Origin of the sequence: Pseudomonas ovata (assembly GCF_003131185.1) — a bacterium.
GTDB classification, from domain to species: domain Bacteria; phylum Pseudomonadota; class Gammaproteobacteria; order Pseudomonadales; family Pseudomonadaceae; genus Aquipseudomonas; species Aquipseudomonas ovata.
Window position 1 is genome coordinate 18,246 of record NZ_QFFU01000039.1, and the last position, 16,311, is coordinate 34,556.

At 62.9% G+C, this 16,311-nt stretch carries 9 protein-coding genes; all 9 read left to right on the forward strand.

From position 1 onward, the window contains the following. The first annotated feature begins 25 nt into the window (after positions 1 to 25). On the forward strand, positions 26 to 2,218 hold the full coding sequence (locus tag DGA31_RS28725; RefSeq protein ID WP_109514834.1) for a TonB-dependent receptor: 2,193 nt from the start codon (positions 26 to 28) through the stop codon (positions 2,216 to 2,218). A gap of 210 nt (positions 2,219 to 2,428) precedes the next feature. Next, positions 2,429 to 3,610, forward strand: a complete 1,182-nt coding sequence (locus DGA31_RS28730; protein ID WP_161959246.1) for a sensor histidine kinase — start codon at positions 2,429 to 2,431, stop codon at positions 3,608 to 3,610. A gap of 227 nt (positions 3,611 to 3,837) precedes the next feature. After that, positions 3,838 to 4,599: an efflux RND transporter periplasmic adaptor subunit gene (locus DGA31_RS28735; RefSeq protein ID WP_421958021.1), complete on the forward strand. Its 762-nt coding sequence runs from the start codon at positions 3,838 to 3,840 to the stop codon at positions 4,597 to 4,599. Beyond that, a complete protein-coding gene (locus DGA31_RS28740; protein WP_056836510.1) occupies positions 4,596 to 5,915 on the forward strand; it encodes an efflux RND transporter periplasmic adaptor subunit in 1,320 nt (439 codons plus the stop codon). Before DGA31_RS28735 ends, DGA31_RS28740 begins: the two co-directional genes overlap by 4 nt. After that, the gene (locus DGA31_RS28745; RefSeq protein WP_193551533.1) at positions 5,912 to 8,011 is read left to right on the forward strand and encodes a site-2 protease family protein; all 2,100 of its coding nucleotides are present in this window, start codon (positions 5,912 to 5,914) and stop codon (positions 8,009 to 8,011) included. The genes DGA31_RS28740 and DGA31_RS28745 overlap by 4 nt, the downstream gene beginning before the upstream one ends. Before the next feature lie 166 nt (positions 8,012 to 8,177). Continuing rightward, positions 8,178 to 8,630 (forward strand): GNAT family N-acetyltransferase, encoded by a 453-nt coding sequence (locus tag DGA31_RS28750; protein ID WP_241509673.1) that lies wholly within the window; start codon positions 8,178 to 8,180, stop codon positions 8,628 to 8,630. Further along, the gene (locus tag DGA31_RS29725) at positions 8,627 to 8,971 is read left to right on the forward strand and encodes a hypothetical protein (RefSeq protein WP_152035090.1); all 345 of its coding nucleotides are present in this window, start codon (positions 8,627 to 8,629) and stop codon (positions 8,969 to 8,971) included. The genes DGA31_RS28750 and DGA31_RS29725 overlap by 4 nt, the downstream gene beginning before the upstream one ends. Positions 8,972 to 9,018: 47 nt before the next feature. Beyond that, positions 9,019 to 9,657, forward strand: coding sequence for a phage tail protein (locus DGA31_RS28760; RefSeq protein WP_109514838.1), 639 nt, complete (start codon positions 9,019 to 9,021; stop codon positions 9,655 to 9,657). Positions 9,658 to 9,747: 90 nt separating this feature from the next. Continuing rightward, positions 9,748 to 16,311: DUF4347 domain-containing protein (locus DGA31_RS28765; protein ID WP_109514842.1), on the forward strand; the 6,564-nt coding region annotated here is incomplete at its 3' end.

A 16,311-nucleotide genomic window follows, 5' to 3' on the forward strand; every position in this document is an offset into this window, starting at 1 on the left:
TCGCTTCTTGAACAGGATTCCCGCCATGCCCGTTGTCAGTCGTCCCCGCGCCGAGCGCGCGTTAACGCTCGCCATTCGTACCGCCTTGTCGAGCCTGGTCCTGGCCACAGGCAGCGCCAGTACCTGGGCGGCCGATCCTGTTCCCGGCGAGGCCGGCACCGAGGTGCTGATCCTCGACACCACCGACATCAAGGCGCGTTACAACACGCCGACCGCATTGCCCGACACCCTTGCCGGTGGCCAGGTTGCGCGGGGTGCCCGGCTGGGCATGCTGGGCAACAAGGATGTGCTGGACACGCCCTTCAGTGTCACCAGCTACACCGCCAAAACCCTGGCCGACCTGCAGACCGTGACGGTGGCCGATGCGCTGCAACGGGACCCTTCGGTGCGCTCCACCGGCCAGACCGGCGGTATCGTCGATTCGTTTTTCATTCGTGGTTTTCCCATTGGCGAGGGCAACCTCGGTGAGCTGGCGTTCGACGGCGTGTATGGCGTGGCACCCAACTACCGGGTGTTCACCGAGTACGCCGAGCGGGTCGAGGTGCTCAAGGGGCCCGGCGCGCTGATGTACGGCATTTCGCCCAACAGTGGCGTCGGTGGCGTGATCAATGTCGTGCCCAAGCGTCCGCTGGACGAAGACCTGACCCGGTTTACCGGCACTTACGCCTCCGATTCGCAGGTGGGCGGTCATCTGGACCTCAGCCGGCGGTTCGGTGAGGAGAAGCAGTTTGGCGTGCGTTTCAACGGCAATATGCAAGGGGGCGATACCGCCATTGACGATCAGCAGCGCGACATCGGGATCGGTGCCATTGCCCTGGATTATCGCGGTGAGCGCCTGCGCCTCAACCTTGATTACATCAGTCAGAAGGAAAGCGTCGACGCCGCTTCACGGCCGTTCACCGTCGCGCCGGGCGTGGAGGTACCGTCCGCACCGAGCGGGCGCACCAACCTGCCGCAGCGCTGGGGCTGGTCGGACACCCGGGAGCAGTCGGCCCTGCTGGGCGGCGAATATGACCTGAGCGACAGCGTGACCGTGTTTGCCCATGCCGGTGGCGGACGCTCTGACGTCAAGCGGCTGTCTGACCAGGTGCCGAGAATCCTCAATGAGGCCGGCGACACCAGCAACGTGCCGGGCTATTACAAATTCAACGTCGATCGCTCCACTGCCGATGTCGGCCTGCGGGGTGTATTCGCCACGGGCCCTGTTACTCATACCACCACGGTCATGGCGACCCGCTACCAGGACGAACTGTCACGGGGGATCAACAACGGCAGTGACATCCGTTCGAATATCTATCACCCCGTCGACACCGCCAAGCCTTTCATTGCCACGCCCAAGGTGCTGCGTATTTCCGAGTCGGAGCTGTCCGGCATTGCCGTGACCGACACCTTGTCGATGCTCGACGAACGCGTGCAACTGACCCTCGGCGTGCGCCGCCAGGACATCGAGTCGCGCAACTACAGCGCCGCAGGTCCCGTCAGCTCGGCCTACAGCGACAGCGCCACCACGCCCCTGGTCGGTGTGGTGGTCAAGCCCTGGGAAGACGTCTCGCTGTACTACAACTACGTCGAAGGCCTGAGCAAGGGCGACATCGCTCCCGGCACCGCAGCCAATGCCGGCCAGACCTTCGCCCCGTACGAGTCGAAGCAGCATGAACTGGGCGTCAAATATGAGCACGGCACGTTCATGACCACGCTGGCGCTGTTCCAGATCGAGAAGCCCAGCGGCGAAGTCGGCGCCGACAACCTGTTCTCGGTGCAGGCCGAACAACGCAACCGTGGCCTGGAGCTGAGCCTGTTCGGCGAAGTCGCGCCGGGCGCGCGCCTGATGGGCGGCGTGACGTTGCTGGACGGCAAGCTCACCGACTCGGCCACCACCGCCAACCGTGGCAACAAGCCGGTCGGTGTACCGGATGTGCAAGCCAACCTCTGGGCCGAGTGGGATACACCGGGGCTTGAGGGTTTCACGCTGACCGGTGGCGCCATTTATACCGACCGCCAGTACATCAATCAGGCCAATACCCAGCAACTGGACGCCTGGACCCGCTTTGACATGGGCGTGCGCTACACCACCCGCATCGAAGGCCGGCCGACGACCCTGCGTGCCACGGTGCAGAACGTCTTCGATCGTGAGTACTGGTCGGGCGTGGCGTCGTATGGGGCGTTCTCGCCGGGTTATCCTCGGACGTTGCAGGTGTCGGCGACGGTCGATTTCTGAGGTCGCTCAGGCCATGAATGGTCAAGGGGCATCGCTTTGCTGCACGAAAGCCATTTGAGTGCAGAGTCATTACAGTCAGCTCTGGTAATCAGAGGCCCGGCACGTCAATCAATATGGGCGTGCTCATCGCTTTTTGAATGTTTTGAAATGCATCATGTCGATGTAACATGGCATTTCATCTGCACTACAGCTACTGTCCAGCACCTGCCAATGGCTGCGGTACAGGCGGGTCATGTTTGGCCAGCCATCCGGTTTCAGTCTTTTTTGGAATACTCCATGACAGCTCCGTTGGACACCGACGCAAGGGACGCCTCGGATCGGTTAAGGACGCTGGAGACTTACGACATTCTCGACTCGCCCCGCGAAGCCGGGTTCGACGGGCTGGTCGCGCTGGCCGCGCAGCTTTGTGAGGCGCCCATTTCGGTGGTCAACCTCATCGCCAGCGATCGCCAATGGTTCAAGGCCGAAGTGGGCCTTGGCCTGCGTGAAACGCCGCTTGATGTGTCGATCTGCAAGCATGTGCTCTTGCAACCTGGTCTGACGGTGATTGATGACTTGCGCAATGACCCGCGCATGAACTGCAATCCGCTGGTGACGGTCGACGGCGGCTTGCGTTTTTATGCCGGATGCCTGCTCGAAACGCCCGACGGCGTTGGGCTTGGCACCCTGTGTATCCTGGATACCAAGCCCAGAGAACTGCGTGAAGACCAGCGTTTTGCCTTGAAGATCCTGGCGTCTCAGGTCATGACGCAAATGGAGTTGCGTAAATCGCTCAGGGAAAAAGAGCAGCTTCTGGTGCAGCAGGAAATGCTGTTGCAAGAGGTCAATCACCGTACGAAAAACAACCTCCAGCTCATCGTCAATCTCATCCAGCTGCAGCAGCGTCAGCTCACCGATGACGTGGCGCGCGAGGCCTTGCTCGATACATCGCGCCGTATCATGAGCATCGCCGCCGTGCATGAGCGGCTCTATAAGGCCGATCAGGCCGGCTCGGTCGATGCGGCGTCCTACCTTCAGGAAATCATGCGCGGCATTCAGGCCACTGCCCCTGCTGCGGTGGCGTTTGATGTGTCGCTGGCCTCTGTGCACCTGGCCCTGGACAGGGCCATACCGCTGGCACTGATCGTCAATGAGCTGGCCATCAACTCGCTCAAGTACGCTTATCTTGGAGCCGATTCAGGGCTGATCAGCGTCAGGCTGGCGTGCAGCGACCGGCATGTGACATTGATTGTCGCCGATGCCGGACTGGGTCTGCCCCAAGGGTTCGAAGACAAGAAAAGCCGCTCTCTGGGCATGCGGATCATCATGTCCCTGGCCCGGCAGATTGGCGCCGAAGTCATATTCACCAACCTTCGCCCCGGGGTTGAATGCAAGGTCTGCTTTGATCTTTGAGCGGCTGTGATCAAACCGGTAAGTGGCCACTACCGAGCGTCCGGAAATATTGATAGCATCCGGCCACTTTGGCATGCGCGGCTGTTGCAAGGCCATTCATAGCGTACCCAGGTCATGGCCGGCGGCGTCCTTGTCTGTTGCCCGGGCTGACCAACGGAGTTCAGGTTCTCTGAACGCTTGTCGATACCCCGATTGAATATTTCCGACCTTGTACAGGGATGTGGCGAATGAAGCAGGCAGTGTGGTGGGCGGTGTTGGCCCTGATCAGCGGTGCAGCGCAGGCTGCGAGCGACAGTGATCCACTACTCGAGGGCGCCAAGTCTGCCTCCAGCGAGGTTCGCGGCGTACTGCGCGCTCGCTTTCAGGCGGTATTGGCCAGTGAATTGGCTGGCCGGGTGACGGAGCTGCCTTACGCCGAAGGGCAATCGTTCAGCAAGGGCGATGTGCTGGTGCGTTTCGATTGCAGTGCTTATCAGGCTCAGGCCAATGCTTCCGGCGCCGCTGTGCGGGCGACTCGTGAAGAGCTGCGCAACAAACAGCAACTGGCAGCGCTCAATTCCGTCGGCAAATTCGAGGTGACCCTGGCCGAGGCCCGGCAGGCTCAGGCCCAGGCCGAGTCGCAGGTCTATCAGGTGCAGGTCCAGCGCTGCCAGGTGAGGGCGCCGTTCGATGGCCAGGTCGTGGTGCGACGCGTGCAGGCGCACGAAAGCGTCGCCAGCGGCACGCCACTGCTGGAAATCGTCGACAACCGCTCCCTGGAAATCCATCTGTTGGTGCCTTCGCGCTGGCTTGGCAAGCTCAAGCCCGACCAGACCTTCAGTTTCGTCCCGGATGAAACCGGCACGCCGATCAACGCCGTCGTCAAGCGCCTGGGGGCGAGGATCGACGAGGGCAGCCAGACGCTGCTGTTGATCGCGAGCGTACCGGCCAACACTCAGGGCCTGCTGGCCGGTATGAGCGGCACGGCGCACTTTTCGGAGTCGCCGTGAACGCTCCTGTCCCAGGCGCCCTTGAACAGCTTCTTGCCCATTACCTCAAGCTTGAGCGTCAGGCGCGTGCGGCCGCTTCGGTCGAGGTACTGTCTTTCAGCATGGTCAACGACAGCCAGGCGCTGTTCGGCTTCCGTCACGCCGCCTTGCTGATCACAGGAAAGGTACGCGCCCTGACTGGCATCAGTGCGGTCGAGCCGAACGCGCCGTTCGTGGTGTTCATTGAGCGCATTGCCTCGCGCCTGGCGGCCGGTGAGCGTTTCGCCTTGCCGGGCGTGGTGCCTCCAGAAGATCTGGACCAGGCCAGTCGTGATGACTGGCAGGCGCTGTCGGCCCCTCATGCCTTCTGGCTGCCACTGAAAAGCCGCGAGGGTGAGGTGTTTGGCGGTCTCTGGCTGGCCCGTGATACCGACTGGAATGGCGCCGAACAGGCCCTGTTGACGCAGTTGGGCGATTGCTACAGCCACGCCTGGCGTGCCTTGCAGCCGGGCAAACCGTGGCGTTTGCGCTGGCCGGGGCGGACCCGCTGGGCGATGGCCGCGGCCTTGTTGCTAGTGCTTCTGGTACCGGTGCGCCAGTCGGTGCTGGCACCCGCCGAAGTGGTGCCGCTCAATGGCCAGGTCGTGGCCGCGCCGCTGGATGGGGTGGTGGCCGAATTTCTGATCAAGCCCAACCAGTTGGTAAAGACCGGGGAGGTGCTGGTGCGCTTCGACGCCACCAGCCTCAAGGCCCAGGCCGATGTGGCCGAACGCACCCTTGGGGTCGCCGAGGCCGAATTGAAGGCCAATACCCAGCGGGCATTTTCCGATGCTGACTCCAGTGCCCGGCTCGACCTGCTGGCCGCCCGGGTCGAGCAGAAACGCGCTGAACGTGATTATGCCCGCCAGTTGCTGGCGCGCAGTGAGGTGCGCGCTGAACGTGACGGCATCGCCGTGTTCGCCGATGCCCAGCGCTGGACCGGCAAGCCGGTGCGCACAGGCGAGCGCTTGCTGGAAATCGCTGACCCGTCCCGGGCCGAGCTGCGTATCGAACTGCCGGTGGCCGATGCCATCGGCCTGGAGGCGGGCGCTGAAGTTGCGCTGTTCCTGGACAGCGATCCGCTGAATCGTCATCGTGCAACGTTGGAGCGTGCCGCGTACCAGGCCCAGAACACGGCGGCCGGGCAACTGGCCTATCGGCTCGATGCAGCCTTCGAGGCGGCCCCGCCGCGGATCGGCTTGCGCGGCACAGCCAAGGTCTTCGGTGAGCGGGCGCCGTTGGCGCTGTACCTGCTGCGCCGACCGCTGGCCGCCCTGCGCCAGGCGGTGGGCCTGTGATATTGCCGGCGCTGCGTGCCGACCTGCAGCTTTCAGCGGGGGCGCCGGGGCTCGACGGTTCGCCGCAATGGACACTGGCCGACCCGCTGCGTGGCAAGTACTTCAAGCTGGGCGCGCCGGCCATGCGACTGTTGAGCCATTGGGCGCTGGGCGACCCGGCGCGGGTGTTGAGCGCGGCCAATGCCGAGCCCGGTGCGCCGCTGGGGCCGCAAGCGATCGAAGAACTGCTGCGTTTCTTGCGCGGGCATGACCTGATCAGCGCCAGCGATGCCGAGCAACGTGCCGGTTACGAGGTCAAGGCGGCCAGCCAGCGCCAGGGCTTATGGACCCAGGTGCTGCACAAATACCTGTTCTTCCGCATTCCGCTGTGGCGTCCGGATGCTTTTCTCAATCGCACCTGGCCGTGGCTGGAGCGTTTCGGTCCGAGCCTGCTGCGTTTGGGCCTGCCGACAGTGCTGTTGCTGGGTATCTTTCTGGTCATGCGCGACTGGGAGCGTTTTCTGGCGACCTTTCCGCATCTGCTCAGCCTGGGGGGCGTGGCGGCCTTTGCCATCGCGCTGGGTTTTGCCAAGCTCTGCCACGAATTCGGTCATGCCTATATGGCCAAGCGCGCCGGCTGCCGGGTGCCGAGCATGGGTGTGGCGTTCATGGTCTTGCTGCCGATGCTCTACACCGACGTCAGCGATGCCTGGCGTGTGCAGGACCGGCGTACCCGCCTGTTGATCGGTGCCGGCGGCGTGCTGGCCGAGCTGTTGCTGGCCTGCATGGCCTTGCTGGCCTGGTCGTTGTTGCCGGACGGGGCAGGCCGCACGGCCGCGTTCATGCTGGCCAGTGCGACGTGGATTACCACGGTGATCATCAACGTCAACCCGCTGATGCGCTTTGATGGCTACTTTCTGCTCAGCGACCTGTGGGGCGTCGACAACCTGCAAAGCCGGGGTTTTGCCCTGGGCCGCTGGCACCTGCGCGAGCGTCTGTTCGGCTACGGCGAGCCGGCACCGGAGCGCTGGTCGCCGGCGCTGCGCAAGCGCCTGCTGTGCTGGAGCTATGCCGCCTGGATCTGGCGCGCAGCCCTGTTTTTCGGTATCGCCCTGGCGGTGTATCACCTGTTTTTCAAGGTGCTCGGCATCTTCCTGATGATGGTCGAACTGGTGTGGTTCATTGGCCTGCCGATCTGGCGCGAGTGGGGGCACTGGTGGCAGCACCGCGACAAGGCACAGCCCCGTAAGGTGCTATTGCTTGGCGTCGGGCTGCTGGCGTTGCTCACGATATTGGTGGTGCCGTGGCGCAGCGCGGTGGAAGTGCCGGCGATGCTTGAAGCGCAACGCGTCAGCGCGTTGCACGCACCGGCCCCGTCGCGGGTGCGCGAGGTGCGGGTCAAGGATGGGCAGCCTGTCACGCACAATCAGGTGCTGTTGACGCTGGAGTCGCCAGACCTTGAGTCGCGCCTGAGCATTACCCGGCGCGAAATCGAGATTCTGCAATTGCAACTGCGCCGCCAGTCGGGCCGCAGCGCCACGGCCGCCGACAGCGGCATCCTGGAGCAGCGCCTGGCGGAGGCTGTGGCCGAGTACCGTGGTCTTGACGCCCAGCGTGAGCGCCTGAGCCTGCGTGCGCCGCATGCCGGTGTGGTCCGCGATCTGGCACAGAATCTGGCGCCAGGACGCTGGGTCAGTGTCGAGCAGCCGCTGGCCCAGGTTGCCGAGGGCGGATTGCGCTTGCGGGGCTATCTGGCTGAGGCAGATCTGTGGCGAGTCGAGCCGGGCACCACCGGGCATTTTGTCGCCGATGATGTGCTGCGCGATTCCTTGCCGGTGAGCCTTGAAGAAGTAGACACCAATGGCGTCGCCTTCATCGATCAGGAGGCGCTGGTGTCCGACCAGCACGGACCGATTGCCGTGCGCCGTGACGAAGAGAAAAGGGCGCAGCCGCTGGAGGCTCAATATGGGGTTCGTTTCGGGCTTCAAAGTGTGGCGCCCCAACAGGTGTCGCACCCGCAGAGAGGTGTTGTGGTACTGGACGGGAAAGCCATGTCGTTACTGGGATCTGCCTGGCGACGAATGGCTGCATTAGGCGTCAGGGAAAGTGGATTTTAGTCATGTGATTGTCAGACACTTGCGCTACGATGCTGGCACTCTGCCGCGCAATCGCATGTGACGTTCGTGACAAAGAAAGATTCACCGGATAAGTCGTTCATACAGGGAAGTTGCTTTGATGTTGTCGAAGTACGCTGTGACACTCCGTGCCTTGCATTCAGACGATATGGCGTTCATCGAAAGCCTTTATGCCGGCTCGCGCGCCTTTGAGATGTCCCATAGCGGCTGGCCCGCCGAACAGATCGCGGCCTTTCTCAGCCAGCAGTTCAATATCCAGCACGCTTACTACCAGACTCACTACCCCGACGGCGAATTCCTCATCGTCGAGCAGTCAGGCCAGGCCATCGGCCGGCTTTACCTGTTCTGGGGCCAGGCATCCCTCAACCTTATCGATATCAACCTGCTCCCTGACTATCAAGGGCGGGGTATCGGTACCGCGCTGATCGAAGAACAGTTACGCAAGGTCGACAAGCAGGGCCTGGGCGTGGATCTGTTCGTCGAGCACCACAATCCTGCAATGCGTCTGTATGAGCGACTGGGCTTTCACGTCAATGGCGACTCCGGGGTCTACACGCGGCTGCGCCGAGATCCTCGTACTGAACCAGGGAAAACTTCATGAGTAACGCAGTGGTTTACAGCGTGCCCCGTTTTGCTGAACTGAAAGAGGCCGGGACGCAGGGTTTCGTGCTTCAGGTCGCGCCCGGTCAAGGGGTGAGGGTGGGCGTACTCGAGCTCAGAGAAGGCGTGCCGATGAACCGTGATTACGAATGCTACTCGCTGCTGCTGGTACTGCCGCTGGGGGTGATCCCGGTACAGGGAGTGTTCAACCTGTTCGGTCCGGGCCGCGATCAGCCCTGGCAATTGATGATGACGCCGCTGATGCCTGAACCCGACGGGCGCCAGGTGCTTGAGGCGGTCGTGCAGTACAAGCGCCAGGTCGCGGACAACACAACGATCTGATAACGGAATTTCAACCCCGCAACTCAATAAACAAAAGGACATGTTCGATGGCAGATCCATTCATTGGCGAAATCAGAATGCTGGCCAGCAATTACGCCCCAAGAGGTTTTTTGATGTGCGACGGGCAGCAGCTTCCTTTGATGCAGAATCAGGCGTTGTTTGCCTTGATCGGCACCGTCTATGGCGGCAATGGCCAGACCACCTTCGCCCTGCCTGACTTTCGGGGACGCTCGCCTATCGGCTGGGGCCAGGGTGCAGGTCTTTCGATGCACGATATCGGTGAAGCGGCGGGTACCGAAAACGTGACCCAGTTGGTCGCAAACATGCCGACTCACAACCCTGTGGTCGCCATTACCGCCAACGCAACCAGCCTGCCAGGCGTCAACACCAACCAGGTGGTCAACGCCATTGCCACCAGCGACACGCCGATCGCGGGCGGTTGCCTGGGTATCGTCAACGATGGTGCCGGTACCAACTACCCGGCATATCACAGCGGCAAGGACAACACTGGCGCTGACCTGCCCCGGGTCGATCTGGCGACCACGCCGGTGACCTCGACCGGTCCCGTCACCGCCGCCGGCGTTATCAGCACCTCGGGTGGCAGCATGCCGATCTCGGTCATGAACCCGTACCTTGCCGTGAGTTTCGTCATTGCGACCCAAGGCATTTACCCGACCCGCGACTAACCGCAACAACCGGCGGTGCCTTCAGGCACCGCCACTTTTTTGGCCGTACTGCCGGATTTGGCACTGCGGTGACACACCACGAGGTGCACCATGAAATTCATCGAACGACTCTCGCGCAAGTCCGCCCAGCAGCTCCAGCCCGTTGAGCCTGGGCAGGCGCCTATGCTGATGGCGCTTGAACCGCGAATCATGTTCGATGCGTCCGTGGGCGTGGTTGCCCAGGAGGCTGCAGCGCAGACCACTGCCGATGCAGTCCGGGTCAGCACCTCCAGCAACGAGACCAGCCAGACCCCAGCGGCCGCAGCCGATACGTCGAGTCAGCAGCAGGGCACGCAGCGCCAGGAAGTGGTGTTCGTCGATGGCCAGGTCAACGACACCGCGCAACTGCTTGCCGGCCTTTCCGGCACCGCCGAAGTGGTGATTCTTGACCCGAGCAAGGACGGCCTGCAGCAGATGGCCGATTACCTCAAGGGTCGCGAGGGCCTGGACGCCATTCACCTGCTGTCTCACGGTGCCGACGGCACCGTACAAACGGGCAACGTCTGGCTGGCCAGCAACAACCTCGCCGAGCACAGCGAAGCACTGGTCAGCATCGGTTCGGCGCTCAAGGCCGACGGCGATTTGATGCTCTACGGCTGCGATGTGGGCGAGGGCGAGAAAGGCCAGGCTTTCCTCGACCAACTGGCTGCGATCACCGGCGCCGATGTCGCCGCGTCGATCGATGACACCGGTGCGGCGGCACTCGGCGGTAACTGGGCTCTGGAACGCAGCAGCGGCGCCATCGAAACCGCTGCCCTGAGCGTGTCCGGCTACGACAGCCTGATGGCACAGAACTACACCGGCGGCACCAACGCTACCGCGCCACTTCTGAGTGCTGGCAACAGCCTCATGCGCTCGGTGGTCGGTGACTTCAACAATGACGGCCGCGCCGACATCCTTTACCAGGGCTCCGGTGCGAATGCACCATGGAATCTGGCACTGGGCAATGCCGACGGCACCTTCAGCGTCGTGAGCCAGGCCACCTCGCCCTTTGCTGGTGTAACCCTGCTCGATGCGGCAACCGGCGGTTCCAACTACCACGCCGCCGACTTCGACGGTGACGGGGATACCGACCTGATGGTGGCCGCCGTCAGCGGGTCGCAAGTGCTGCTCTATCGCAATAACGGATCAAGCTTCACGTCCGAAGACATCACGAATGGTAATGCCCCCGTTTTCGGCGTGAGGTCAATTGCGGGGGATTTCAACGCAGATGGCGCCGTCGATCTCCTGTACCAGACCAACTCCACTAGCGGCTCGCCCTGGCGTGTAAAGCTGAACAACGGCAACGGCACGTTTGTAGACGTGCTCAGTACCGACGCTCTCTCACCGTTCAAAAACGTGACCCTGTCTGATTTCCTGGCCTACAACTACAAGGTGGCGGATGTCGACGGTGATGGCGATTCGGATCTTATGTATGCCTTGCAGAACACCCAGCTCCAGTATCTGCGCAACGACAATGGCGTCTTTACCACTGTTGCCGGCAACCTGAACCTGCCTGTCACGCCGGTCAACCGGGTAGTACTGGGGGATTTCGATGGCGATGGTGACGCTGATGTGATCTACCAGACCAGTGGTAATGGATCAGCCTGGCGGTATGCCAGGAACGACGGTACTACGTTCACTGACATGGCTATCACCAGTTCACCATTCGCCGGCGTTACCCTGGCGGACATGGGCAACCAGCAATACCGGATGGGTGACTTCGACGGCGATGGCGACCTGGACATCTTTGTCGCTTCCTCCACCCTCAGCAGCGTTTACTTTCAGGGCGGCAGCTCGCCGCAACTGGCCAGCGCCACGCCCGCTGACAACAGCCTGAGCGTGTCGCCGACGGCAAACATCGTCCTGACCTTCAACGATGTGGTGACCAAGGGAACGGGCAATATCTACATCGTGCGCACCAGCGACAACACCGTGGTGCAGACTATCGCGGTGGGCAGCAGCGCGGTCACCGGCTCCGGCACCACCTGGACCATCGACCCGCCGGCGGACCTTGCGCAAGGCGTGGCCTACGCGATTCGCATCGACAACAAGACCTTCGCCAATGCCGACGGCAAGGTCTATGCCGGCATCAGGAACAACGTTGCGCTCAACTTCGTGACCTCCAGCAACGCAGCCCCGGTGATCACCAACCTCAACGGCGACGCTGTCAGCTACACCGAGGGCAGCGCGGGCGTGTTGCTCGATTCGAGCACCAACGCGACGGTCACCGATACCGACAGCGCCAACTTCAACGGTGGCAACGTCACCGTGTCGATCAGCAACAACGGCGTAACCAGCGAAGACGAGCTGTGGATCTCGGGTCAAGGCGCGGGCGCGACGAACATCAACGTCAGCGGTAGCAACATTACCTATGGCAATGACCTGATCGGCACCTACACCGGCGGCACCCTGGGTAACCCGCTGGTGATCAGCCTGAACAGTGCGGCGACTCCCGTCGCGGTCAGCGCGCTGCTGCAGCGCCTGGCGTACCGCAACAGCAACGACGCCGACATCACCCCCTCGACGCGCACCGTGCAGGTCACGGTCAGCGATGGCACTGGCGGCACCAGCACCGCAGCCTCGGTAACCCTTTCGATCGTGGCGGTGAATGATGCGCCGACCCTGACCGCCACCGCGACCAATCCCACCTTCACCGAGAACGGCACGGGGGCTACGCTGTTCAGCGGCGCCGCCATCAGCACCATCGAAGCAGGGCAGAGCATCACCGGGTTGTATGTGCAGGTCAGCAACCTGGGCAATGGCAACCTGGAAAAGCTGATCATCGACGGCACTGCGGTGACCCTGGTCGACCAGACTTCGGTCACGACGTCCACCAACGGCCTGAGCGTATCGGTGGCTGTCAGCGGCACGACCGCCACCGTGAGCATCACCCATGCCGGGCTCTCCACGGCGCTGGCGCAGACCCTCGTCAACGGCATGGCTTACCGTAACGACAGCGAGAGCCCGACGGGCGCTTCGCGCACCGCCACCCTGATCGGTGTTCGCGATAGCGGCGGTACCAGCAGTGGCGGGAGTAACGCCGGCATTGTGTCAATCGCCAGCACCGTGACGGTGGTATCGGTCAACGATGCGCCGACCCTCAGCGGCGGTCCCTTCGTGCTGGCGTCCATCAACGAAAACACCGCTACCAACGGCTACCTGGTCAGCACCGTCCTCGGCAGCGTCACTTATGGCGATCTGGATACAAGCGCCCAGACGGGTATCGCAGTCACCGCCACCAGCGGTCGCGGCTTCTGGCAGTACTCCACCGATGGCAGCAACTGGACCGACATCGGTACGGTTTCCAGCAGCGCCGCGCTGTTGCTGGACTCCACCAGTCAGGTGCGCTATATCCCCGATAGCGCCAACAGCGAGAACGTCAACTTTACCTTCCGTGCCTGGGACCGCACCACCGGTACTGCGTCCACCACCGGTAACCGCAGCACGGTTGACACCACCACCAATGGTGGCAGCACCGCGTTCTCCACTGGCACCGCCCAGGCCACTCTGGTGGTGACCTCGGTCAACGACGCGCCAGTGCTGACCCCGGTCGCGCCGAGCCTTTCGGCGTTGACCGATACCTCCACCACCAACACCGGCGACCTGGTCAGTGCCCTCACCGCAGGCATCACCGATGTCGACACCGGCGCTGTGCAGGGCATCGCCATCACTGGCCTGACGTCCACTTATGGCACGTGGCAGTACTCCACCAACGGGGGGAGCACCTGGAGCAATGTCGATACCGTCGCCACCACCAGCGCACTGATGCTGCGTTCGAGCGACCGTGTCCGCTTCATTCCGGACGGCATCAACGGTGAAATCGCGACCATCACCTACAAGGCCTGGGACCAGAGCGGTGCCACCAGCGGCCTCCAGGGCGCCAAGATCAACGTCACCACTTCTGGCGCTGCCACGCCCTTTTCCACTGCGACCGACACCGCCAGCGTGGTCGTGACGGCGGTCAACGATGCGCCGACTCTCACCGGCACGGGCGGCAGCGTGGCCTGGACCGAAGGCAACAACGTCACCTCGACCCCGGTGGTCATCGACAGCGGCCTGACCCTCAGCGATGCCGACGGCCCGGGCATTGCCTCGGCCACCGTGCGTGTTTCGGGTAACTACAGCAACAGTCAGGATGTACTGGCGCTGGTGTCCGATACGGCGACCATGGGCAATATCATCGGCTCGTGGAACGCTACCACCGGCATCCTGAACCTGAGCTCCGCCGGCAACCTGGCAAGCCAGGCGCAGTGGCAGGCGGCGCTGCGCTCCGTCACCTACACCAATCTGTCAGACAGCCCGACGACCACGACCCGTACCCTCGAATTCGTGGTCACCGATGGCGGGGGTGCCAGTGCTGCCGCCGTCACCCGCAGCCTTACCCTCACGGCGGTCGACGACTCGCCGGTCATCACGGCGGCATCGAGTACCCAGGTGGTCGAGGACGTGGCTTCGGCCATCAACCAGATCAGCCTCAGCGATGTCGACTCCAGCAGCGGTACCGTGACCCTGAGTGTCGGCGCTGGCAGCCTCGCCGCCACCAGCGGCAGCGGCGTGACCGTGGGCGGTACGTCCAGCGCGCTGACCCTGACCGGTACGCTCACCAACATCAACACCTTCATTGCCAACAACGGACTGACCTACACCACGGTGGCCAACGCTACGGCCGACGAGACGCTGACCATCCGCGTCGATACCGCCAGCGCCAGCACCGACAGCACCAGCATGACCCTCAGCGTCAATCCGGTGAACGATGCGCCGGTGGTCACAGTACCTGCCAGTATCAGCGTTACCGAGGATGTGCCGGGCGCGCTGACCGGTATCAGCTTCAGCGATGTCGATGCCGGTAGCGCTTCTGTCACGGCGACCTTTTCGGTGCCCAGCGGTACGTTGACCGCCACCTCGGGCAGCGGTGTCACAGTACTGGGCTCGGGCACCGGCGCGCTGTCGTTGTCGGGGTCGCTGAGCGATATCAACGCCTTTATTGCTGCCTCCAGCGTCAGTTTCCAGACCGCGCTCGACAACACCAGTACCGTCACGCTGACCGTGTCGATCAACGACAACGGCAACACCGGCGGTTCTGCACAGACCGACAGCAAGAACGTGAGCCTGCTTGTCAGTGCGGTGAACGATGCGCCGGTCAACAGCGTGCCGGTCAGCCAGAGCGTGCCGCAAGACAGCGTGCTGACCTTCAGTACGGCCAACAACAATGCCATTGTGGTCAGTGACGTGGACGTGGGCAGTAATCAGATCGCTGTTTCCCTCGCTGCAACCAATGGCCGCATCACTCTGGCGACCTTGGCCAACCTGACCCTGACATTGGGCTCGGGTACGAACGACACCAGTGTCTGGTTCAGCGGTTCGCTGGCCGATGTCAACGCGGCCCTTGATGGCCTTATATTTACCCCGACGGCGGGCTATAACGGCGCGGCGTCGCTGCAAATCGTGAGCAGCGACAATGGCAACAGCGGCAGCGGTGTCACCAGGACCGATACCGATGCCATCGCCATCACCGTCGCACCGCTGAACCCGACCGTGACCCATGTCAGCGTTGTGCAAGCGAACGGCGCCTACAAAGCAGGTGAGACGCTGGATGTCACAGTGACCTTCGACATGGCCGTCGATGTCGCCGGCGGTATCCCGACCCTGTTGCTGGAAACCGGGCTGACCGACCGCCTGGCGACTTATGTCAGCGGCTCTGGCAGCAATACCCTGACGTTCGCCTATACGGTGCAGGCCGGTGATGTGAGTGCCGACCTCGACTACGCCAGCACCACGGCCCTGCAACTGAATGGCGCGACGATCAAGAGCGTGAGCAACGACAACGCCGCGCTGGTCCTGCCGACCCTGGGCGGCAGCGATTCGATCGCAGGCCAGAAAGCTATCGTCATCGATGGTGTGGTGCCGAGCATCAGCAGCGTCGCCGCGCCGGTCGATGGCACCTATATCACCGGCCAGAACCTCGATTTCACGATCAGCTTCAGTGAAACGGTGCAGGTCAATACCGCCGGCGGCACCCCGCGCCTCGCCGTGACCCTGGATACTGGCGGCACCGTATACGCCAGCTATGTGTCCGGCGCTGGCTCCAATGCGCTGGTGTTCCGCCTGACCGCTGCCAGTGGCCAACTGGACAGCAATGGTATCGTGCTGGGTGGCGCGCTGCTGCTCAATGGCGGCAGCATCCGCGACACGGCCGGCAACGACACCCAGCTTACCCTGAACAATGTTGCCAGCACGGCCAACGTCACCATCGACGGTGTAGTACCGGTGGTGGTCAGTGTGACGCCCCCGGCCGATGGCAGCTACAAGACCGGCGACACGCTGAGCTTTACTGTCAATGCCAGCGAAGCCGTGCAAACCGGCGCACTGGCGCCCCGGCTGGTGCTGGACGTGGGCGGGGTGACCCGTTACGCCACGTATGTTTCCGGCAGCGGCAGTGCGGCGCTGGTGTTCCAGTACGTGGTGCAGGCCGGTGATACCGACAGCAACGGCATCGCGGTGAACAGTCTTGACCTGCGCGGTGACGCGCTGACCGACGTGGCCGGCAACGACCTGAACCTGACACTCAACAGCGTCGGCAGCACCGCTGGCGTGCTGGTCGACACCACGGCACCTTCGGCCAGTGGCATCGTG